The organism is Citrobacter freundii complex sp. 2024EL-00216 (assembly GCF_043945515.1).
Lineage (GTDB): Bacteria > Pseudomonadota > Gammaproteobacteria > Enterobacterales > Enterobacteriaceae > Citrobacter > Citrobacter portucalensis.
Map to the genome: position 1 here is coordinate 79550 of NZ_JBIMRA010000006.1, position 20906 is coordinate 100455.

Below are 20906 nucleotides of genomic sequence, written 5' to 3' on the forward strand. Positions count from 1 at the left end.
GCCACCCATGTTGTTAAATGCGCTGGCATCACTCGGACATCGGGGAATAAAAACCCTCAGGACGTTCGGGCGAGCCGGATTAATGTTGTTCAATGCGGTTGTCGGCAAGCCGGAGTTTCGCAAACATGCGCCGCTGCTGATACGCCAGCTCTATAATGTCGGTGTCTTATCGATGCTGATCATTATTGTTTCTGGCGTGTTCATCGGTATGGTGCTGGGGTTGCAGGGATACCTGGTGCTGACCACCTACAGCGCGGAAACCAGCCTCGGTATGCTGGTGGCACTGTCATTGTTACGTGAGTTGGGACCGGTTGTTGCGGCGCTGCTGTTTGCCGGGCGGGCCGGGTCGGCCTTAACCGCAGAAATTGGCCTGATGCGGGCGACCGAACAGCTTTCCAGTCTGGAGATGATGGCCGTCGATCCACTGCGCCGGGTGATTTCCCCACGTTTTTGGGCTGGCGTCATTTCATTGCCGCTGCTGACGATTATTTTTGTCGCAGTGGGTATCTGGGGTGGTTCACTGGTTGGCGTAAGCTGGAAGGGTATTGATGCAGGCTTCTTCTGGTCGGCTATGCAAAATGCCGTCGACTGGCGTCTGGACCTGGTTAACTGTCTGATTAAGAGCGTGGTGTTCGCCATTACGGTCACCTGGATTGCATTGTTCAATGGTTATGATGCGATCCCGACCTCTGCCGGGATTAGCCGGGCAACGACACGCACCGTTGTGCACGCCTCTCTTGCCGTTCTGGGGCTGGATTTTGTGCTGACCGCACTGATGTTTGGGAATTGAGTTCATGCAAACGAAAAAGAATGAAATTTGGGTCGGGTTATTCCTGCTGGTTGCGCTGCTGGCAGCGCTGTTTGTTTGCCTGAAGGCGGCGAACGTTACCTCAATGCGTACTGAGCCGACTTACACGATTTATGCGACCTTTGATAATATTGGCGGCCTGAGAGAGCGTTCTCCGGTGCGGATTGGCGGAGTGGTAGTTGGACGCGTATCGGACATCTCGTTAGATCCGAAAACGTACCTGCCGCGCGTGACGCTGGAAATCGAATCGCGTTTTAACCATATTCCTGACACCAGTTCTCTGAGCATCCGTACTTCCGGTCTGCTGGGCGAACAGTATCTGGCATTGAATGTGGGTTTTGAAGATCCTGAGCTGGGAACGTCTATCCTCAAAGATGGCGGTACGATTCAGGACACGAAATCCGCGATGGTGCTGGAAGATATGATTGGTCAGTTCCTTTACAACAGCAACAGTAAAGGTGATGACAATAAGAATTCTGGCGATGCGCCAGCCGCAACTGACGGCAATAATGAAGCCACTACGCCTGCGGGCGCAACGAAATAATCTCAGGAGAATCGACGTATGTTTAAACGATTGATGATGGTGGCTATGCTGGTGATTGCCCCGCTTAGCGCAGCAACTGCAGCCGACCAAACGAACCCGTACAAACAGATGAATGAGGCGGCGCAGAAGACATTTGACCGTCTGAAGAATGAACAACCTAAAATCCGCGCAAACCCGGATTACCTGCGTCAGGTTGTCGATCAGGAACTATTGCCATACGTGCAGGTTAAATATGCGGGTGCGCTGGTACTGGGTCGCTACTACAAAGATGCGACCCCTGCTCAGCGTGAAGCCTATTTTGCCGCATTCCGTGAATATCTGAAGCAGGCCTACGGCCAGGCTCTGGCGATGTACCATGGCCAGACTTATGAAATTGCACCAGAGCAACCGCTGGGTGATGCGACCATCGTGCCTATCCGCGTAACCATCATCGATCCAAACGGTCGCCCTCCGGTACGTTTGGATTTCCAGTGGCGTAAAAACTCCCAGACCGGTAACTGGCAGGCTTATGACATGATTGCTGAAGGCGTAAGTATGATCACCACCAAACAAAATGAGTGGAGCGACCTGCTGCGTACCAAAGGTATTGATGGCCTGACGGCGCAGCTGAAATCTATTGCTCAGCAGAAAATCACTCTGGAAGAGAAAAAATAATGACGCAGTCACTCACCTGGACGCGTGAAGGCGACAAGCTGGTGCTGGTGGGGGAGCTGGATCAGGACGTGTTAAACCCATTATGGGATGCGCGAATTGAGGCGATGAAAGGGGTATCCTGCATCGACCTGAACCAGGTATCCCGGGTAGATACCGGCGGTCTGGCGTTACTGTTGCATCTGATTAATCAGGGCAAGCAGCAGGGAAACAGCGTTTCGCTCACTGGTGTTAACGATAAAGTGTACACGCTGGCGCAGCTTTACAATCTGCCTGACGACGTCCTTCCGCGTTAATTTTTCCAGGCCGGATAAGGTCTTGTGCCGCTATCCGGCAAAACCCCTGAGGGGGATCTGCCACTAAAGCCTTGTCTGATTTATCAGCGAGGCTTTTTGCTTATTTATGACAGCGCCACTTTGCTCTAAGATGTTGGGCTGTTTTCACTATCTGACGAATGAAGAGCCCATGGAAAATAATGAAATTCAGAGCGTGCTGATGAATGCACTCTCCCTCCAGGAAGTCCACGTTTCTGGCGACGGCAGTCACTTTCAGGTTATTGCCGTGGGTGAGATGTTTGAAGGCATGAGCCGGGTCAAGAAGCAGCAATCGGTCTATGGCCCGTTGATGGAGTACATTGCGGACAACCGCATTCATGCCGTGTCGATTAAGGCGTTTACCCCAGCGGAATGGGCGCGCGATCGCAAACTTAACGGTTTTTGAGCTACGGGTGATGTGCCGGTAGCGAAGATAAATTCTTAACAGAGAACAGAATAATGGATAAATTTCGTGTTCAGGGGCCAACTAAGCTCCAGGGCGAAGTCACAATTTCAGGCGCTAAAAACGCCGCACTGCCGATCCTGTTTGCGGCGCTGCTGGCTGAAGAACCTGTAGAGATCCAAAACGTCCCGAAACTGAAGGACGTTGACACATCAATGAAGCTGCTGAGCCAGCTGGGTGCGAAAGTTGAGCGTAATGGTTCTGTGCACATCGATGCGCGTGATGTGAACGTCTTCTGTGCGCCGTACGATTTGGTGAAAACCATGCGTGCATCCATTTGGGCGCTCGGGCCGCTGGTTGCCCGCTTTGGTCAGGGCCAGGTTTCACTGCCGGGCGGCTGCACCATCGGCGCACGTCCGGTTGACCTGCACATTACCGGCCTGGAGCAGTTAGGCGCGACTATTAAGCTGGAAGAAGGCTATGTGAAGGCGTCCGTTGAGGGCCGTCTGAAAGGCGCGCATATCGTCATGGACAAAGTGAGCGTCGGCGCGACGGTCACCATCATGTGCGCAGCAACGCTTGCCGAAGGCACTACCATCATCGAAAACGCCGCGCGCGAGCCGGAGATCGTGGATACCGCGAACTTCCTGATTGCGCTGGGCGCGAAGATCACTGGTCAGGGCACCGATCGTATTACCATCGAAGGTGTTGAGCGTCTTGGCGGTGGTGTTTATCGCGTTCTGCCAGATCGTATCGAAACCGGTACCTTCCTGGTGGCGGCGGCAATTTCTCGCGGCAAAATTATCTGCCGTAATGCACAGCCGGACACGCTGGATGCCGTACTGGCGAAGCTGCGTGATGCGGGTGCGGATATTGAAGTGGGTGATGATTGGATCAGCCTTGATATGCACGGTAAACGTCCGAAAGCCGTCAATGTGCGTACTGCACCGCATCCGGCGTTCCCTACCGACATGCAGGCCCAGTTCACGTTGCTGAACCTGGTAGCTGAAGGGACCGGCTTCATCACGGAAACCGTGTTTGAGAACCGCTTTATGCACGTGCCTGAGCTGAGCCGTATGGGTGCTCACGCAGAAATCGAAAGCAATACCGTGATTTGCCACGGCGTGGAAACGCTCTCTGGCGCACAGGTTATGGCGACCGATCTGCGCGCATCTGCAAGCCTGGTGCTGGCAGGGTGTATTGCTGAAGGTACGACGGTAGTCGACCGTATTTATCACATCGATCGCGGCTATGAGCGCATCGAAGATAAACTGCGTGCGCTGGGCGCAAACATTGAGCGCGTGAAAGGCGAGTAATCGTCAACGTCTCTTGTAACCCCCAGTTCAGTTGGCCGGGGGTTACAGCTCAATGTTCATTCCGGATTCTTTTTCTCTCTGCGACTCCTCATCATCCGCGTTCTGTCGATGAACTCATGCGTTTTGGCATCGTGATAGCGTGACGGCCAAATCACCCAGGGGTCAGTTCCCAGTGCCCGGGCGATAATCAACTCACCTTTTGGCCATGGTCTCGTTAACGCATTGGCCAGCGTTGATGAACTCAATCCATTTTTACGTGATTCAGCGGCCATTGAGGTCCCTTTCTTGCGCAGTCCGGCGATGATGTCGGCCGGATGCCAGTCAATCAGCTTGCTTTCCATCAATTCATCTCTCCTTTGGTTAACGGCTTACGGTTTCGCGATCGGTTGTGCCGACACTATAACGCCCGAAGAACGAATGTTCTAAAATGTTCATGTAAAGTGTGCGTATATTCAGAATATGCCAAGGTTCTTCGTGATTATCTGGAAGGGGGAAATGATTACTGGAGCTTATAAGAAAATCCCGTGCAGGGCACGGGATGAGGGAGGATGCTGTAGGGAATTAACGGTCGCGCTGTACGGCAATATGTGCCAGACCAATCAGCGCTTCTCTCCACGGTGTATCAGGCAGCACCTGCAGCGCAGCGATGGCTTTATCAGCCTCTTCTTCTGCCCGCTGACGGGTCCATTCCAGAGAACCACAGGCGTTCATCGCTTCCAGAACCGGTTCCAGAAGGTGACGACCATTACCTTGCTCAATGGCCTGGCGGATCATTAGCGCTTGTTCTGGGGTGCCGTGGCGCATGGCATGCAGCAGTGGCAGCGTTGGTTTACCCTCGTTGAGGTCATCACCGACGTTTTTACCCAGCTGCTCGCCATCTGCGCTGTAATCCAGCAAATCGTCAATTAACTGGAAAGCGGTACCGAGATAACGGCCATAATCCTGCAACCCTTTTTCTTGTTCTTCGCTACAGCCAGCCAGAATACCTGAACATTGGGCTGCCGCTTCAAACAAACGCGCGGTCTTACTGTAGATGACGCGCATATAGTTTTCTTCGGTGATGTCCGGGTCGTTGACGTTCATCAACTGCAAGACTTCGCCTTCGGCAATGACGTTGACTGCTTTCGACATGACTTCCAGCACTTTCAACGAGCCAAGGCTGGTCATCATCTGAAATGCACGGGTATAGATAAAATCGCCAACCAGCACGCTGGCCGCATTACCAAACGCCGCATTTGCTGTGGCTTTCCCACGGCGCATGTCTGACTCATCCACAACATCGTCGTGCAGTAGGGTCGCTGTGTGGATAAACTCGATGAGGGCCGCAATCGTAACGTGCGCATTTTCCTGGTAGCCAACGGCCCGCGCGGCGAGGACGGCGATCATTGGGCGAATGCGTTTTCCGCCGCCGCTAACGATGTAGTACCCCAGTTGATTGATCAACTGAACGTCGGAATTGAGCTGTTCAAGGATTGTCGCATTGACCCCCGCCATATCTTGCGCGGTTAACTCATTGATTTTTTCTAAATTCATCGCAAAAGCCGGGCTTCTCGCCCCGATTACCTTACTGTGTGGGAAGGTAACGTCGGGTTTAGGGTTATAAATATATGCTGATTGTACTGAAAAAACGCCGTAGATAAACGTTACCGTACGTGTTGTGTTTTTTTTCTTCATGTATTGACGGTAGCACTTGTCAAAGGCTCGCGTTTTGCGTAATATTCGCGCCCTATTGTGAATATTTATAGCGCACTCTGAATCATCAAAAAGGTGTGCGCGGAAGCGGAGTTTTTTATGTACGCGGTTTTCCAAAGTGGTGGTAAACAACACCGAGTAAGCGAAGGTCAGACCGTTCGCCTGGAAAAGCTGGACATCGCAACTGGCGAATCTGTTGAATTCGCAGAAGTTCTGATGATCGCAAACGGTGAAGAAGTCAAAATCGGCGTTCCTTTCGTTGATGGCGGCGTTATCAAAGCTGAAGTCGTTGCTCACGGTCGTGGCGAGAAAGTTAAAATTGTTAAGTTTCGTCGTCGTAAACACTACCGTAAGCAGCAGGGCCATCGTCAGTGGTTCACTGATGTGAAAATCACTGGCATCAGCGCTTAAGTTAAGGGGAGCAGATTAAATGGCACATAAAAAGGCTGGCGGCTCGACTCGTAACGGTCGCGATTCAGAAGCTAAACGTCTGGGCGTAAAACGCTTCGGCGGTGAAACAGTTCTGGCTGGTAGCATCATCGTTCGTCAACGTGGTACTAAATTCCACGCTGGCTCCAACGTTGGTTGCGGCAAAGACCACACTCTGTTTGCTAAAGCAGACGGTAAAGTGAAATTTGAAGTGAAAGGCCCGAAAAACCGTAAATTCATCAGCATCGTTGCTGAATAAGTTTTTCGCGTCCCGGTAACGGATAAAAGCCCCGCAACACGTTGCGGGGCTTTTTACATTCGACGGCCGGTAAATACGCTCGTCGCGCCGTGACAACCCGGAAACGAGCCCTTGCAGGGAATACGGCATGAAGCAGCAGGCAGGCATTGGTATTCTGTTAGCACTCACAACGGCAGTATGTTGGGGCGCTTTGCCAATAGCAATGAAGCAAGTGCTGGAGGTGATGGAGCCTCCTACCGTGGTGTTCTACCGTTTTTTAATGGCAAGCGTTGGCCTTGGCGCTATTCTTGCGGTTAAAAAAAAGCTCCCTCCGTTGCGTATTTTTCGCAAAGCGCGTTGGCTGGTGTTGCTGGCTATCGCAACCGGTGGGTTGTTCGGTAACTTCATTCTGTTTAGTTCATCCTTGCAGTATTTGAGCCCAACGGCTTCGCAGGTTATCGGTCAGCTGTCACCGGTTGGTATGATGATCGCCAGCGTCTTTATCCTGAAAGAAAAGATGCGCGGCACGCAGGTGATTGGCGCCATTATGCTTCTGAGCGGCCTGGTCCTGTTTTTTAATACCAGTCTGATCGAAATTTTTACCCGACTCACCGATTACACCTGGGGCGTTATCTTTGGTGTCGGTGCGGCGATGGTCTGGGTGAGCTATGGGGTCGCGCAAAAGGTGTTATTGCGCCGCCTGGCATCACCGCAGATCCTGTTTTTACTGTACACTTTATGTACGATTGCGTTGTTGCCGCTGGCTAAACCCGGTGTCATCACGCAGCTCAGCGACTGGCAGCTGGCATGCCTGGTATTCTGCGGCCTGAATACGCTGGTAGGATATGGCGCTCTCGCGGAAGCGATGGCGCGTTGGCAGGCGGCGCAGGTGAGCGCTCTTATCACGCTCACACCGCTGTTTACGTTGTTATTTTCAGATTTATTATCACTGGCCTGGCCCGATTTCTTCGCCAGACCGATGCTAAACCTATTAGGTTATCTCGGTGCGTTTATCGTGGTTGCGGGCGCGATGTATTCCGCCATTGGTCATCGAATTTGGGGCGGTTTACGTAAGCATGAAACGGTGGTTTCGCAACCCCGCTCAGGCGAATGATTTACGGAGAGTAAAATGAAGTTTGTTGATGAAGCATCGATTCTGGTCGTTGCAGGTGATGGCGGTAATGGTTGCGTCAGCTTCCGCCGCGAAAAGTACATTCCAAAAGGCGGTCCGGACGGTGGTGATGGTGGTGACGGTGGTGACGTTTGGCTGGAAGCCGACGAAAACCTGAACACACTGATCGATTACCGTTTTGAAAAATCATTCCGTGCGGAACGTGGTCAGAATGGCGCGAGCCGTGATTGCACCGGTAAGCGTGGCAAAGACGTTACCATTAAAGTACCTGTTGGTACGCGTGTTATCGATCAGGGCACGGGCGAAACCATGGGCGACATGACCAAACACGGTCAGCGTCTGATGGTCGCTAAAGGTGGCTGGCACGGTCTGGGCAACACCCGTTTCAAATCCTCGGTTAACCGTACTCCGCGTCAGAAAACAATGGGTACGCCGGGTGATAAGCGCGATCTGATGCTGGAGCTGATGCTGCTGGCGGACGTGGGTATGCTGGGCATGCCAAACGCTGGGAAATCGACGTTTATCCGTGCGGTGTCCGCGGCGAAGCCGAAAGTCGCTGATTATCCGTTTACCACCCTGGTGCCGAGCCTGGGCGTGGTGCGTATGGACAACGAAAAGAGCTTCGTGGTTGCCGACATTCCGGGACTGATTGAAGGCGCGGCTGAAGGCGCAGGCCTGGGCATCCGCTTCCTGAAACACCTGGAACGTTGCCGTGTACTGCTTCACCTCATCGATATCGATCCGATTGATGGCTCTGATCCAGTTGAAAACGCACGTATCATTATTGGCGAACTGGAAAAATACAGTCAGGATCTGGCATCTAAACCGCGCTGGTTAGTGTTCAACAAAATTGATTTGATGGACAAGGCTGAAGCGGAAGAGAAAGCGAAAGCTATCGCCGAAGCGTTGGGTTGGGAAGGTAAATATTACCTGATCTCTGCCGCCAGCCAACTGGGCGTGAAAGATCTCTGCTGGGATGTGATGACCTTTATCATCGAGAACCCGATTGTTCAGGCTGAAGAAGCGAAACAGCCAGAGAAAGTTGAGTTCATGTGGGATGATTATCACCGCCAGCAGCTCGCTGAAGTCGAAGACGAAGCGGAAGATGACTGGGATGACGATTGGGACGAAGACGACGAAGAAGGCGTTGAGTTCATCTACAAGCGTTAATCTCGTCGCCGGATGGCGCTAGCGCTTATCCGGCCTACGGACGGCATCATATCGTAGGCCGGATAAGACGCGTTAGCGTCGACATCCGGCAATAATGCACTCAGTTATTCTGATAAATATCCTTGTACAACCGGCTCTCGAAGCGCACCAACGGAATACGGCGATTACGCTGGTCAGCTGGCTCTACCGCATAACCAGATAAATACTGCACGAATGCCATGCGTTGGCCGCTTGCCGTGGTGATGAAACCTGCGAGGTTATAAACCCCCTGCAGCGAGCCTGTCTTCGCCGATACTTTGCCATCCACACCAGCCTGATGCAGACCCGCACGGTATTGCAGAGAGCCGTCGTGGCCCGCCAGCGGCAGCATAGTGATAAAGTTCAGCTCGTTATCGTGTTGAGCGATATATTGCAGCACCTGCATCATGGTCGCTGGGGCAATCAGGTTATGGCGGGAGAGGCCAGAACCGTCGGCAATAATGGTGTTGCCGATATCGACGCCTGCCTGCTGACGCAAAATCTGGCGCACGGCGTCAGAACCCGCCCGCCAGGTGCCCGGCACGTTAAATCGGGCATGACCAATCATACGGAAAACGGTATCGGCAATCATGTTGTCCGATTTTTTCAGCATAATCTTAAGCAGGTCGTGCAGAGGTGCCGACTGCTTACTGGCGACCACCGTTCCTGGTTCGTTGACCAACGTCTGGCGCAGCAGTGTACCGCTGTAGGTGATACCTGCTTGTTTTAGCTCATCTTTGATAATTGCCCCGGCATAGCTGGCACCGTCCTGAATGGCGAACGCCAGCGGCAGCGGATCGGCACGTTGTGGCAGGCATCCGGTCAGCGTATAGCGGTTGAGATCACCGGGAACCACATCCAGTTCACAATATTGCGCTTCCGCAGAACCTCGGGCGAGAGTTCGCACCTGACTGAACATGGTGACCGGGTAATAAGATGCCACGCGAATAAAGGCGAGATCGTTGGGTTTTTGCGCGCTGTAGAGTGAAACTGAGAAACAGTTTCTATCGACAATAGCCGCTGCGGGCGGTGCACTAAAACACTGCGTCATGTCGTTCCAGGGCCAGCCGGGCGCTTTATCATGACTGGCAAAAATAGAGGTGTCGATCAGGACATTTCCGGCAATTTGCGTCACACCTGATTTTTTCAGGGTTGCCACCATATTGCGAATATCCTGGCGTTTTAGCGTCGGATCGGCACCAAATCGTGCCACTAAGTCACCTTTCAATACGCCGCCTTCCACGCTGCCTTTGGTCTCAAGCGTGGTGGTAAAACGAAAGTCAGGCCCGAGCTGAATCAATGCTGCCAGCGCGGTGATTACTTTCTGGGTACTGGCGGGCAGCGCCATCTGCTGGCTATGAAAATCAATCGCGGGTGCAGGTGCGCCAACCTTCTGTACCATAAGGGCGAGGTTGGCCCCGGCAGGGAGCTGATTGATATACTCGTCGACGTTCGCAGCCTGAACGCTGAACGCTATACTGGCAGTCAATCCGATGGTAAATCTGGAAAATCGCATAATCTCGCGCTAACAACCTGGAAACAGGCCGTCATACTACGGCGCAACGCCCCAAAAAGTAAACGATGACCCATAAGGAACTCCAGGTTAAAATGATCATCAAATAGAGAATTGTAGCTGACCTGGGACCTTGAGCCCCGGGTCGGTATTTTTTTGCTTCTGACTCTGGCATGACACACGCCAGGGTGGGCTTAGCAGCCGGGGTGAGAGCAACTACCCCCTACAGGAATGTTCAAGAGGTATAACAAATGCAAGCTATCCCGATGACCTTACGTGGTGCTGAAAAACTGCGCGAAGAGCTGGATTTTCTGAAATCTGTGCGCCGTCCTGAAATTATTGCCGCTATCGCTGAAGCGCGTGAGCACGGTGACCTGAAAGAGAACGCGGAGTATCACGCGGCGCGCGAACAGCAGGGTTTCTGCGAAGGACGCATTAAAGATATCGAAGCTAAACTGTCCAACGCGCAGGTAATCGACGTTACTAAAATGCCGAACAATGGCCGCGTTGTTTTCGGTGCGACGGTTACCGTTCTGAATCTCGATAACGATGAAGAGCAGACATGGCGTATTGTCGGCGATGATGAAGCCGATTTTAAACAGAACCTGATTTCAGTGAACTCGCCTATCGCTCGTGGCCTGATCGGTAAAGAGCAGGATGACGTCGTAGTTATCAAAACGCCGGGCGGCGAAGTGGAATATGAAGTGACGAAGGTAGAATACCTGTAATTCGCATCTTGGTTAAGATGTTGATACATTGTAAAGAAAGGAAAAAGGCCGCATAGCGGCCTTTTATCAACGAAGAGAGCGTGGCATTTTGCTCTCCTGCTAGCGGAAAACCCCGCGTTTTACACAAACTTCGTGTGCAACTTTGGGATATTCTTAGCGTGGCAGCGAGATTTTACGTTCTTTAGTCGGGCGATACAGTACCAGCGTTTTGCCGATGACCTGTACATTGCAGGCGCCGGTTTCGCGTACGATAGCTTCCACGATCAAGGTTTTAGTATCGCGATCTTCCGAGGCGATTTTCACCTTGATAAGTTCATGGTGCTCTAACGCTTGTTCAATCTCGGCCAGTACCCCTTCGGTCAAACCATTATTGCCAAGCATAACTACAGGCTTGAGCGGATGTGCCAGACCTTTCAGGTGCTGTTTTTGTTTAGTACTCAGATTCATCGTATATTTTTGCTTACGTTGGGATTGAAAACGGGTCATTCTACCGCCATCTCCCATATATCACCAAATAGCTGTGTAGAAATTTACACCATTGGTTACGATGAACTGCCCTTTGGGAATGTGAAATGACAGGTAAAAAGCGTTCTGCCAGCTCGAGTCGCTGGCTTCAGGAACACTTTAGCGATAAATATGTTCAACAGGCGCAGAAAAAGGGGTTACGTTCCCGTGCCTGGTTTAAACTTGATGAAATACAGCAAAGTGACAAAATTTTTAAACCGGGGATGACGATAGTTGATCTCGGTGCTGCACCCGGTGGCTGGTCGCAATATGCAGTTACGCAGATCGGCAACACCGGCCGCATTATCGCTTGCGATCTTTTACCTATGGATCCAATCGTTGGTGTGGACTTCCTTCAGGGCGACTTTCGTGATGAATTAGTCCTGAAAGCGTTACTTGAACGCGTAGGTGACAGTAAAGTACAAGTTGTCATGTCTGATATGGCGCCAAATATGTGTGGAACACCGGCGGTGGATATTCCCCGGGCCATGTATCTGGTAGAGCTGGCGCTTGGAATGGCTCGTGATGTATTAGCGCCAGGTGGTAGTTTTGTAGTGAAGGTGTTCCAGGGCGAAGGCTTCGATGAGTATCTAAGAGAGATTCGCTCCCTGTTTACGAAGGTCAAAGTTCGTAAGCCGGACTCTTCTCGCGCCCGTTCGCGTGAAGTGTATATTGTAGCGACCGGGCGTAAACCATAACCGGCAGATTTCAAACGAAAGTTTGAAAGAAACTGGATATAGAGTATCCTGACGCTGTTTTTAACACAGTTGTAATATGAGGTTAATCCCTTGAGTGACATGGCGAAAAACCTAATTCTCTGGCTGGTCATTGCCGTTGTGCTGATGTCAGTATTCCAGAGCTTTGGGCCCAGCGAGTCTAATGGCCGTAAGGTTGATTACTCTACCTTCCTGCAAGAGGTCAATCAGGACCAGGTTCGTGAAGCGAAGATCAACGGACGTGAGATTAACGTTACCAAGAAAGATAGTAACCGTTACACGACCTACATCCCGGTTAACGATCCGAAGCTGCTTGATAACCTGCTGACCAAAAACGTCAAGGTTGTTGGCGAACCACCTGAAGAGCCGAGCCTGCTGGCTTCTATCTTCATTTCCTGGTTCCCAATGCTGCTGCTGATTGGTGTCTGGATCTTCTTCATGCGTCAGATGCAGGGCGGTGGTGGCAAAGGTGCCATGTCGTTCGGCAAGAGCAAAGCGCGCATGCTGACGGAAGATCAGATCAAAACGACTTTTGCTGACGTTGCGGGTTGTGACGAAGCAAAAGAAGAAGTCGCTGAGCTGGTTGAGTATCTGCGCGAACCGAGCCGTTTCCAGAAACTGGGCGGTAAAATCCCGAAAGGCGTCCTGATGGTTGGTCCTCCGGGTACGGGTAAAACCTTGCTGGCGAAAGCTATCGCAGGTGAAGCGAAGGTTCCATTCTTCACAATTTCCGGTTCTGATTTCGTGGAAATGTTCGTGGGTGTCGGTGCATCTCGTGTGCGTGACATGTTCGAACAAGCCAAGAAAGCGGCACCGTGCATCATCTTCATCGATGAAATCGACGCCGTAGGTCGCCAGCGTGGCGCAGGTCTGGGCGGTGGTCACGATGAACGTGAACAGACGCTGAACCAGATGCTGGTTGAGATGGACGGCTTCGAAGGTAACGAAGGTATTATCGTTATCGCAGCAACTAACCGTCCGGACGTTCTTGACCCTGCGCTGCTGCGTCCAGGCCGTTTCGACCGTCAGGTTGTGGTTGGTCTGCCAGACGTTCGCGGTCGTGAACAGATCCTGAAAGTGCATATGCGTCGCGTACCGCTGTCTCCGGATATCGATGCGGCAATCATTGCACGTGGCACGCCTGGCTTCTCCGGTGCGGACCTCGCGAACCTGGTGAACGAAGCGGCGCTGTTTGCTGCTCGTGGCAACAAGCGCGTAGTGTCGATGGTTGAGTTCGAAAAAGCGAAAGACAAAATCATGATGGGTGCGGAACGTCGCTCCATGGTGATGACGGAAGCGCAGAAAGAATCTACCGCGTATCACGAAGCTGGCCACGCGATTATCGGTCGCCTGGTACCGGAACACGATCCGGTGCACAAAGTAACGATTATCCCGCGCGGTCGTGCGCTGGGTGTGACCTTCTTCCTGCCTGAAGGCGACGCAATCAGCGCCAGCCGTCAGAAACTGGAAAGTCAGATCTCCACACTGTACGGCGGCCGTCTGGCGGAAGAGATCATCTACGGTGCTGAACATGTTTCTACCGGTGCGTCGAACGACATTAAAGTCGCGACTAACCTGGCGCGTAACATGGTTACTCAGTGGGGCTTCTCCGATAAACTCGGTCCGTTGCTGTACGCTGAAGAAGAAGGCGAAGTGTTCCTGGGACGTTCTGTGGCGAAAGCGAAACACATGTCCGATGAAACCGCTCGCATTATCGATCAGGAAGTTAAGTTGCTGATTGAGCGTAACTATGACCGTGCTCGTCGTTTGCTGAACGAAAACATGGACATTCTGCACTCGATGAAAGATGCGCTCATGAAATATGAGACCATCGATGCGCCGCAGATTGACGATCTAATGGCTCGCCGCGACGTGCGTCCGCCAGCGGGTTGGGAAGAACCGGGTTCTTCTAACAACAACTCTGGCAGCACCGGCAAGCCGAGTGCACCGCGTCCGGTTGATGAACCGCGTGCGCCGGACTCTGGCACTATGTCAGAGCAACTGGGCGACAAATAAGTTATCGTTGATGATGACCGTGTTTTAATTGAAAACCCTGGGGCTTGCTCCGGGGTTTTTCTTATCTGCATATTCAAGATTTTACCAGGGATAAAACTATGAAACTCTTTGCTCAGGGTTCTTCACTGGATCTCAGCCATCCGCACGTCATGGGGATTTTGAACGTCACGCCAGACTCATTTTCCGATGGTGGAGCGCACAACTCTCTGGTTGAGGCGGTAAAACACGCAAACCTGATGATTAACGCCGGGGCGACTATCATTGATGTGGGCGGTGAGTCCACGCGTCCGGGCGCGGCTGATGTGAGTGTGGAAGAAGAGTTGCAGCGAGTGATCCCAGTGGTCGAGGCGATTGCTCAGCGTTTTGAAGTGTGGATTTCGGTCGATACCTCAAAACCCGAAGTGATTCGCGAATGCGCCAGAGTTGGCGCGCATATCATCAATGATATTCGCTCACTCTCGGAGCCTGGAGCGCTGGAAGCCGCAGCGGAGACCGGATTACCGGTTTGCCTGATGCATATGCAGGGGCAGCCGAAAACCATGCAGGAAGCACCAAAGTATGAGGATGTTTTTGCTGAGGTAAACCGTTACTTTGTTGAGCAAATAGCACGTTGCGAGCGGGCTGGAATCACAAAAGATAAATTGTTGCTCGACCCCGGATTCGGATTCGGTAAAAATCTCACTCACAACTACACATTACTGGCACGTTTGTCTGAGTTTCATCATTTTAATCTGCCATTGCTGGTTGGGATGTCACGAAAATCAATGGTTGGCCAGTTACTGAATGTGGGGCCATCTGAACGCCTGAGCGGTAGCCTTGCGTGCGCGGTGATTGCCGCAATGCAGGGGGCGCAGATCGTTCGTGTCCATGACGTCAAAGAAACCGTAGAAGCGATGCGTGTGGTGGAAGCCACATTGTCTGCAAAGGAAAAAAAACGCTATGAGTAATCGTAAATATTTTGGCACTGATGGGATCCGCGGTCGCGTAGGCGATGCCCCAATTACTCCTGACTTTGTGCTCAAGCTGGGCTGGGCTGCAGGGAAAGTGCTTGCTCGTCATGGTTCACGTAAAATTATTATCGGTAAAGATACGCGTATTTCCGGCTATATGCTGGAGTCTGCGCTGGAAGCGGGCCTGGCTGCCGCCGGACTCTCAGCCTCATTCACAGGGCCAATGCCAACACCCGCCGTTGCGTATCTGACGCGCGCCTTCCGTGCTGAGGCCGGGATTGTTATCTCCGCTTCGCACAACCCGTACTATGACAACGGGATTAAATTCTTCTCTACCGACGGGACTAAACTGCCGGATGCAGTGGAAGAAGCCATTGAAGCCGAGATGGAAAAAGCGATCACCTGCGTGGATTCCGCTGAACTGGGTAAAGCCACGCGTATCGTTGATGCTGCCGGTCGCTATATCGAGTTTTGCAAAGGCACCTTCCCGAACGAACTGAGTCTGAATGAGCTTAAAATTGTGGTGGATTGCGCTAACGGTGCGACGTACCACATTGCGCCAAATGTACTGCGTGAACTGGGTGCAAACGTGATTGCCATTGGCTGTGAGCCAAACGGTGTGAATATCAATGAAGAAGTCGGCGCCACCGACGTCCGTGCCCTGCAGGCGCGCGTGATTGCGGAAAAAGCCGATCTGGGTATTGCACTGGATGGCGATGGCGACCGCGTCATTATGGTTGATCACGAAGGTAATAAGGTCGATGGCGATCAGATCATGTACATCATCGCCCGTGAAGCCCTGCGTCAGGGGCAGCTGCGCGGTGGCGCGGTAGGTACGCTGATGAGCAACATGGGCCTCGAGCTGGCGCTGAAACAGCTGGGTATTCCGTTTGCCCGTGCAAAAGTTGGCGACCGTTATGTGCTGGAAAAAATGCAGGAAAAAGGCTGGCGTATCGGTGCCGAAAACTCTGGTCATGTGATCCTGCTGGACAAAACCACTACTGGTGACGGTATCGTGGCGGGTCTGCAGGTGCTGGCGGCGATGGTACGCAACCATATGAGCCTGCACGACCTGTGCAGCGGCATGAAAATGTTCCCACAGCTGCTGGTTAACGTACGATACACAGCAGGTAGCGGCGATCCACTGGAACATGAAAACGTGAAAGCGGTGATGGCGGAAGTGGAAGCGGCGCTGGGTAACCGTGGACGCGTCCTGCTGCGTAAGTCTGGTACCGAACCGTTAATTCGTGTGATGGTTGAAGGTGAAGACGAAGCGCAGGTGACTGAATTCGCCCACCGTATTGCCGATGCTGTGAAAGCGGCGTAATTCCGAAGAAAGTGAAAGCCGGAGTCTGAGACTCCGGCTTTTTTTTACTGTACGGCAAGCGGCTGTTTACGTCGGCGCTGCCAGAAGTAACCACCGACCATCAGTAGCACAAGGACTGCCAGCCACGGCAGAACCGCCAGCAGATGCCCAGACCGGGCAAAAGTTAACGCAATCATCAGTAGCCAACCGCCCAGCATCGGAATCGCGGTACGCTTAACAATATCCACAGGCGAGACGCCTGCAATCCCTGCGATAGCAATGATTACGCCGGCGATGGGCGATAGTGTACGACCAATACCCGCCGAGATCTGGATAGGCAACATCATGACAGCGATATCGCTACCGATATGACGGCTGATGTCCGGCACCATGGGTGCGAAGGAGAAAAATGCCGCATTCCCGGAGCCCATCAGCGCTGAAATTGCGAAGGTGATCAGGGTCATCAGCAGGATAATAGAGGCGGCGCTGAGGCCAAATTCACCGGAAAGTGACAACAGTGCGTCAACGGCACCAATGGCTTTCAGTCCGGCGGAAAAGACTTCACCGGCGATAATCAGCGTCACGACGGTGGCAAAAACGCTGCCCATGCTGTCAAAAACCTTTTGTACGCCAGCCATAACCTCGCGCGCCTTGCGATGACGGCAGTACTCACAAACCAGCGTAATAGCGAGGCTTATCAGTACGGCGGTATCCAGCGTGATTTTGAGTGAGCTGAATACTAAATCGCTGCACACCAGCATCAATACCAGCGGCAACATAGGCAGAAACAGCCAGGCGATAGGTGCGTCGGCTTCATCAGTCGCCGTTAATGTCTGCATTTGCTGAGCTGCATTGTCGCCACTTTCCCGACGGTCAAAAAAGCGTTGCACAACAATATGCAGTAGGGCGATGAAAAGAATGACGGGCACAACGATCGGCAACTGATCCTGCACGAAATAGTTCACGACCTCGATGCCTGCGGTTTTGGCGGCGAGAACAGAGTTGCCGGAGCCGGGGCCAAACTCAACCGCACAGGTACTGGCGATAACGGCGGCAACCGCGGCGCGGCTACAGCCAAGACGGGTTAGCAGCGGGTAAAGCGTCGCCATCAGCAGCAGACCCAATCCGGTGGCGCTGCTGATAAACAGCGACAGGAATTGACCCAATAGCAGTGCCAGCCCCAGCAGCAGATATGGCGAGTTCAGCCGTTGCAAAGGACGAGACGTCACCCGAACCAGTACCTGGCTTGCGCCAATGGCTGACATGTAGGTGGCAAAACCACCAATCAGCATAATTTGCAGTCCGAGGCCGCCGAGACGCGCGCTCAGGGTATCGCGAATAAACTCAAAGGCGTCAAAGGGGCCAAATCCGGTGCTCTTTTTCACCAGGCCACTGAGTGAGGTCATTCCGCTAAAATGCGCGATAAGCAACAGCACAATCCCGGTCAATAACAGTACCGACTGGGGGTGATATTTTTTGAGGATCAGACGTCCGGCAAAAATGATGGCGATTAGCGCCAGTAGCAATGACATTCTTGCCCCCTTACTCGAAGTTGCCGGTAACCAGGCACTCGCCATCCCGCAGCAACGGTTTACCCGCGGCAAACAGATGGGCCAGCGAGAGGTCATCATTGAGTACACAGATATCGGCACGTTCCCCGGCGCAGAGCACGCCCCCGGAAATACCCAGCGAGCGCGCAACGTTTGCCGTCAGCATCGCGATGGCCTGTGACACCGGAATCCCGACATCAATCAGGCGAGGAAGCAGGTTAAGATTGCCTGCGACCGGTGCCGCGCTTAAACCTTCAACGATACCCTGAGCGTTAAAGCGCGGAACGCTGCCATTGCCGTCAGAACTGATCGTGATGCGATCCGCCGGAACCTGCGCTTCCAGGGCGTGGAGGATCGCCTGTTCCTGAGGTGTAAAGCGGCTGCCGCCAGACGTAACGTCGATATGGCCGCCGCGATGGGCGAAAGCAATCGCCTGTTCGAACAAGGGTTCAGTTCTCGCAACATGCGTCGGTGAAATATGGTGAATCGGAATACCCGCATCACACAGCTCAATAAGTTGCGACATCCCTTCCGGCAGATTCCCCAGGTGCACATGCAGCAAGCCTTTTTTCCCAGCCAGCAGGGAAGCGACGCGAATATCGCTCACTATCCTCAGCAACTCCTGGAAAGAGGGGTAAGAGCCACGGTGATCGGCGAGGGCGATTTTTACACCAAGAATTGCCGGAATGAAGGCCATATCATCGCGGATGGATCGCGTAATGGTTGGGCTGGGAACGGCGTAGGCTCCCGTGTGCATAAACGCGCGTAATCCCTCAAGGTTGAGAGACTGCATTTTAGCGTAGAGATCTTTGGGTGAACGAGAAATGGCATCGGTGCCTAACACGCCAACCACCGTGGTAATACCTGCCTGAATTAGGTCGTGCAGCTTGACGGCGGGCGTCCGACTGGCAAATCCGGCTTCACCACCGCCACCGGTAAGATGAACATGCTGATCGATGATACCAGGGATAACCCATTTACCCCGACAATCGATGACCTCGTTGATGCCATCAAACAATGAAATATCTTTTTCTACCGCCACAATTCGGTCGGCATGAATGAGCAGGGAGCAGAGGCCTAAATCCTCAGGAGAAAAAACACGGGCATTGGTCAATAAAGTAAACATAGCGGTCCTGTCAAACGTCGAGGGTGAGAGTCGGCAGGTGAAACGAAATATTGTTGTTATGATGCCCACCATAAAGCCATTACTATAACTATGACTATTACCGATTTGTTATTGGAGGATGCGGTTATGGCATGGCGGAGAGCACAACGTGGATTGTAAGTGGCTGGAAGATTTTCTGGCCTTGAGCCAGCATGGAAACTACTCTCAGGCCGCGGCGCAGCGGCATATTACTCAACCTGCGTTGAGTCGGCGTATAAAGGCGCTGGAAGAGGTGCTGGGCGTGCCTTTGTTTGACCGGACAACGACCCCTGTCACGCTGACGCGCTATGGTGAACGCTTTGAACCTTATGCCCGGCACGTTCTCAGCACGTTAACAGAGGCACGCCATGAGCTGTCGGCGATGACGCCAGCAACGGATAACACGCTGGTGATGGTCAGCCTGCATACGCTGTCGGTGAATATCCTGCCGGATATGATCAACTACCTGCGACAGAGTGAGCCGCAGTTAAACTTTACGGTTAACGCCAGTATCCAGGGGATAGACAACCACTTCAATGCCCTGATGAACCGGCAAATTGATTTACTGGTGACCTACGATTTACCGTCTGCCCAGCCGGGGCTGGAGATCGCCGGAGGGTTAAAACGTTCACTATGGCGGTATGAGCGATTTATACCGGTTATTTCATCCCGGTTGGCTGATGCGCTTAATGATCCGCATGCTCCGATTCCGTGGCTATGCTACAGCGACTACACCTTTGTCAGACGTATTATTGAGTCGGCAGAACAACGCGTCCGCCCACGGCTAAAAAAAGTATTTGAGAGTGGTTTAAGCGAAACGATACGAGAAATGGTACTGCGCCATATGGGAATGGCCTGGTTACCTGAATCGATGGTGGCGGAAGAGTTGGTGAATCAGCAAATTATTCACTGCTGGCCAGAAAATACAGACCTGATTTGTGAAATCCCCGTTGTGGTATGGGCGAATCTTGAAGATCAACGTGCCGTTATGCAGAGATGCTGGGAGAAGTTGCTGCGTTTTTGATTGATATGGCGATTTTTTCCGCAGTTGATACAATGCTAACAAATTGCCCTTGCGAAGGTTATTCGCTTTGGTTAGTATTCACACCCGCTTCAGTGGGAAACAGTAAATATTCCCGCTTTAATGGTCGAAGCATTGTACGCGGCAACTCCGCAAGGAACAGGTTGATTATGCACGAAGCTCTTTTAGTAGTTTTCCTTATTGTGGCAATTGGCCTGGTAGGCTTGATCATGCTGCAGCAAGGCAAAGGCGCTGATATGGGAGCCTCTTTTGGCGCAGGCGCTTCTGGTACTCTGTTTGGTTCAAGTGGTTCTGGTAACTTCATGACCCGTATGACAGCTGTATTGGGAACCTTGTTCTTCATCATCAGTCTGGTGCTGGGTAACATGAACAGCAATAAGACCAATAAAGGAAGTGAGTGGGAAAATCTGAGCGCACCGGCGAAAACCGAGCAAACTCAGCCAGCTGCTCCGGCTCAGCCGACCAGCGATATCCCACGCTAAGTATTCTGTACCGAGGTGGTGGAATTGGTAGACACGCTACCTTGAGGTGGTAGTGCCCTAACGGGCTTGTGGGTTCGAGTCCCATCCTCGGTACCAAATTCCAAAAAAAAGACGCTGCAAAGCGTCTTTTTTTCGTCTGTTATTTGTGGCTATCCTGTAGGTCGGATAAGGCGTTAACGCCGCCATCCGACATTATTACAACGCCTGATGGCGCTACGCTTATCAGGCCTACAGACATCC

General features: G+C 52.5%; 23 protein-coding genes and 1 tRNA gene. 18 read left to right on the top strand and 6 right to left on the bottom strand.

The window, feature by feature from the left end; all coding sequences use genetic code 11:
• Positions 1-7: 7 nt before the first annotated feature.
• The 6 genes from mlaE to murA all read left to right on the top strand — a co-directional run bounded on the left by mlaE (position 8) and on the right by murA (position 4036).
• Positions 8-790 carry a lipid asymmetry maintenance ABC transporter permease subunit MlaE gene (gene mlaE / locus ACHHZ7_RS09625; protein WP_003025053.1) on the top strand — a complete coding sequence of 261 codons (783 nt, stop codon included), beginning with the start codon at positions 8-10 and terminating at the stop codon, positions 788-790.
• Between the two features lie 4 nt (positions 791-794).
• Positions 795-1352: an outer membrane lipid asymmetry maintenance protein MlaD gene (gene mlaD / locus ACHHZ7_RS09630; RefSeq protein ID WP_003828747.1), complete on the top strand. Its 558-nt coding sequence runs from the start codon at positions 795-797 to the stop codon at positions 1350-1352.
• An 18-nt stretch (positions 1353-1370) separates the two neighbouring features.
• Positions 1371-2006 (top strand): phospholipid-binding protein MlaC, encoded by a 636-nt coding sequence (mlaC, locus tag ACHHZ7_RS09635; RefSeq protein WP_008785928.1) that lies wholly within the window; start codon positions 1371-1373, stop codon positions 2004-2006.
• Complete coding sequence (gene mlaB / locus ACHHZ7_RS09640) at positions 2006-2299, top strand: lipid asymmetry maintenance protein MlaB (RefSeq protein ID WP_003025045.1); 294 nt, start codon at positions 2006-2008, stop codon at positions 2297-2299. The genes mlaC and mlaB overlap by 1 nt, the downstream gene beginning before the upstream one ends.
• Positions 2300-2468: 169 nt before the next feature.
• Positions 2469-2723 (top strand): BolA family iron metabolism protein IbaG, encoded by a 255-nt coding sequence (ibaG, locus tag ACHHZ7_RS09645; RefSeq protein WP_003025040.1) that lies wholly within the window; start codon positions 2469-2471, stop codon positions 2721-2723.
• Between the two features lie 53 nt (positions 2724-2776).
• Positions 2777-4036 (top strand): UDP-N-acetylglucosamine 1-carboxyvinyltransferase, encoded by a 1260-nt coding sequence (murA, locus tag ACHHZ7_RS09650; RefSeq protein WP_032945112.1) that lies wholly within the window; start codon positions 2777-2779, stop codon positions 4034-4036.
• A 56-nt stretch (positions 4037-4092) separates the two neighbouring features.
• On the opposite strand, the gene sfsB is transcribed toward murA, so the two are convergent.
• Together sfsB and ispB are read right to left on the bottom strand one after the other, a co-directional pair.
• On the bottom strand, positions 4093-4377 hold the full coding sequence (sfsB, locus tag ACHHZ7_RS09655; protein ID WP_003025035.1) for a DNA-binding transcriptional regulator SfsB: 285 nt from the start codon (positions 4375-4377) through the stop codon (positions 4093-4095).
• Between the two features lie 220 nt (positions 4378-4597).
• Entirely contained in the window at positions 4598-5569 is a 972-nt protein-coding gene (gene ispB / locus ACHHZ7_RS09660; protein WP_003839953.1) for an octaprenyl diphosphate synthase, read from the bottom strand.
• Positions 5570-5827: 258 nt separating this feature from the next.
• Between ispB and rplU the strand changes: the two genes are divergently transcribed.
• The 4 genes from rplU to cgtA all read left to right on the top strand — a co-directional run bounded on the left by rplU (position 5828) and on the right by cgtA (position 8697).
• Positions 5828-6139 carry a 50S ribosomal protein L21 gene (gene rplU / locus ACHHZ7_RS09665; RefSeq protein WP_003025032.1) on the top strand — a complete coding sequence of 104 codons (312 nt, stop codon included), beginning with the start codon at positions 5828-5830 and terminating at the stop codon, positions 6137-6139.
• Positions 6140-6158: 19 nt separating this feature from the next.
• A complete protein-coding gene (gene rpmA / locus ACHHZ7_RS09670) occupies positions 6159-6416 on the top strand; it encodes a 50S ribosomal protein L27 (RefSeq protein ID WP_003025030.1) in 258 nt (85 codons plus the stop codon).
• A gap of 127 nt (positions 6417-6543) precedes the next feature.
• On the top strand, positions 6544-7509 hold the full coding sequence (locus tag ACHHZ7_RS09675) for a DMT family transporter (RefSeq protein WP_032945110.1): 966 nt from the start codon (positions 6544-6546) through the stop codon (positions 7507-7509).
• A 15-nt stretch (positions 7510-7524) separates the two neighbouring features.
• A complete protein-coding gene (cgtA, locus tag ACHHZ7_RS09680) occupies positions 7525-8697 on the top strand; it encodes an Obg family GTPase CgtA (RefSeq protein WP_003828732.1) in 1173 nt (390 codons plus the stop codon).
• Between the two features lie 100 nt (positions 8698-8797).
• Here cgtA and dacB read toward each other — a convergent pair whose 3' ends face one another.
• The gene (gene dacB, locus ACHHZ7_RS09685; RefSeq protein ID WP_032945109.1) at positions 8798-10231 is read right to left on the bottom strand and encodes a serine-type D-Ala-D-Ala carboxypeptidase; all 1434 of its coding nucleotides are present in this window, start codon (positions 10229-10231) and stop codon (positions 8798-8800) included.
• 248 nt (positions 10232-10479) lie between these two features.
• Here dacB and greA point away from each other — a divergent pair, with 248 nt between their 5' ends.
• The gene (gene greA, locus ACHHZ7_RS09690) at positions 10480-10956 is read left to right on the top strand and encodes a transcription elongation factor GreA (RefSeq protein ID WP_003025019.1); all 477 of its coding nucleotides are present in this window, start codon (positions 10480-10482) and stop codon (positions 10954-10956) included.
• 153 nt (positions 10957-11109) lie between these two features.
• On the opposite strand, the gene yhbY is transcribed toward greA, so the two are convergent.
• On the bottom strand, positions 11110-11403 hold the full coding sequence (gene yhbY / locus ACHHZ7_RS09695) for a ribosome assembly RNA-binding protein YhbY (protein WP_003025016.1): 294 nt from the start codon (positions 11401-11403) through the stop codon (positions 11110-11112).
• A 125-nt stretch (positions 11404-11528) separates the two neighbouring features.
• Here yhbY and rlmE point away from each other — a divergent pair, with 125 nt between their 5' ends.
• The 4 genes from rlmE to glmM all read left to right on the top strand — a co-directional run bounded on the left by rlmE (position 11529) and on the right by glmM (position 16469).
• A complete protein-coding gene (gene rlmE, locus ACHHZ7_RS09700) occupies positions 11529-12158 on the top strand; it encodes a 23S rRNA (uridine(2552)-2'-O)-methyltransferase RlmE (protein WP_003025015.1) in 630 nt (209 codons plus the stop codon).
• 99 nt (positions 12159-12257) lie between these two features.
• Complete coding sequence (gene ftsH / locus ACHHZ7_RS09705) at positions 12258-14192, top strand: ATP-dependent zinc metalloprotease FtsH (RefSeq protein ID WP_003025013.1); 1935 nt, start codon at positions 12258-12260, stop codon at positions 14190-14192.
• Between the two features lie 98 nt (positions 14193-14290).
• The gene (gene folP, locus ACHHZ7_RS09710) at positions 14291-15139 is read left to right on the top strand and encodes a dihydropteroate synthase (RefSeq protein WP_048225717.1); all 849 of its coding nucleotides are present in this window, start codon (positions 14291-14293) and stop codon (positions 15137-15139) included.
• Entirely contained in the window at positions 15132-16469 is a 1338-nt protein-coding gene (gene glmM / locus ACHHZ7_RS09715; protein ID WP_008785919.1) for a phosphoglucosamine mutase, read from the top strand. Before folP ends, glmM begins: the two co-directional genes overlap by 8 nt.
• Before the next feature lie 44 nt (positions 16470-16513).
• On the opposite strand, the gene dcuC is transcribed toward glmM, so the two are convergent.
• Positions 16514-17980, bottom strand: a complete 1467-nt coding sequence (gene dcuC, locus ACHHZ7_RS09720; RefSeq protein ID WP_060683132.1) for a C4-dicarboxylate transporter DcuC — start codon at positions 17978-17980, stop codon at positions 16514-16516.
• Positions 17981-17990: 10 nt separating this feature from the next.
• Positions 17991-19124 carry a beta-aspartyl-peptidase gene (iadA, locus tag ACHHZ7_RS09725; protein ID WP_192463944.1) on the bottom strand — a complete coding sequence of 378 codons (1134 nt, stop codon included), beginning with the start codon at positions 19122-19124 and terminating at the stop codon, positions 17991-17993.
• A gap of 148 nt (positions 19125-19272) precedes the next feature.
• Here iadA and ACHHZ7_RS09730 point away from each other — a divergent pair, with 148 nt between their 5' ends.
• From ACHHZ7_RS09730 to ACHHZ7_RS09740, 3 genes are all read left to right on the top strand, one after another.
• Positions 19273-20166 carry a LysR family transcriptional regulator gene (locus tag ACHHZ7_RS09730; RefSeq protein ID WP_060683134.1) on the top strand — a complete coding sequence of 298 codons (894 nt, stop codon included), beginning with the start codon at positions 19273-19275 and terminating at the stop codon, positions 20164-20166.
• Positions 20167-20333: 167 nt separating this feature from the next.
• Positions 20334-20666, top strand: a complete 333-nt coding sequence (secG, locus tag ACHHZ7_RS09735) for a preprotein translocase subunit SecG (protein WP_003025000.1) — start codon at positions 20334-20336, stop codon at positions 20664-20666.
• A 9-nt stretch (positions 20667-20675) separates the two neighbouring features.
• Positions 20676-20762 (top strand) — tRNA-Leu (locus ACHHZ7_RS09740).
• Positions 20763-20906: the final 144 nt, after the last annotated feature.